A 538-nucleotide genomic window follows, 5' to 3' on the forward strand; every position below is an offset into this window, starting at 1 on the left:
GCCTCTACGGCCTGCCGAACCAGCGACGCTTCCATCGCCTGCAACGCCTCCGGCGTACCGGCGTGCCGAGCCCGGTCCAAGGAATCCACGACCACGGCCGCGGCCTGGCCGCTGACCTCCCCACCGGCCATGGCCTCCGCCAAGACCGGCAGCGCCGGGACACCGGGTTCCCCGTCAAAGCGCGCCGCCGCGGTGATCGCCTTGCCGACCCGCAGCCTGCGCCGCGCCTCGACAATGCCGATCCCCAACCTTGAGCGCAGATACTCCGCGTTGTTGGCAAACTCCGTCTTGCGGCGGCGCTGCGCCGGCTTAGACCCGGACAGGCCCGGGTTCGCGGCCTCCACGCCGCCGGCGTTGATCGCCGCCACCGGGTCCGCCCACTCCCCCGCACCCGCCGGGCTGGACGCGACTGCACCCGCCCCTGTCCCGGCGGGACTAGACTCCCCCGCCCCGGCACAGGCTCCGGCATCGGCGCCTGTGCCGGCGCCGGGTCCGGGTCTGGGCGCCGTCGCGTGTTCCCCGTTGGCGGCGATGTCCG

Annotated in this window: 1 protein-coding gene; it reads right to left on the reverse strand. The window is 74.7% G+C overall.

The annotated features are described in order from the left end of the window. Nucleotides 1-368, reverse strand: a 368-nt coding sequence (locus AC5RV3_RS17730) for a DUF222 domain-containing protein (protein ID WP_494123205.1), incomplete at its 3' end; no start/stop codon positions are given. Nucleotides 369-538: the final 170 nt, after the last annotated feature.

It is taken from the genome of Arthrobacter sp. Y3221114 (assembly GCF_059092625.1).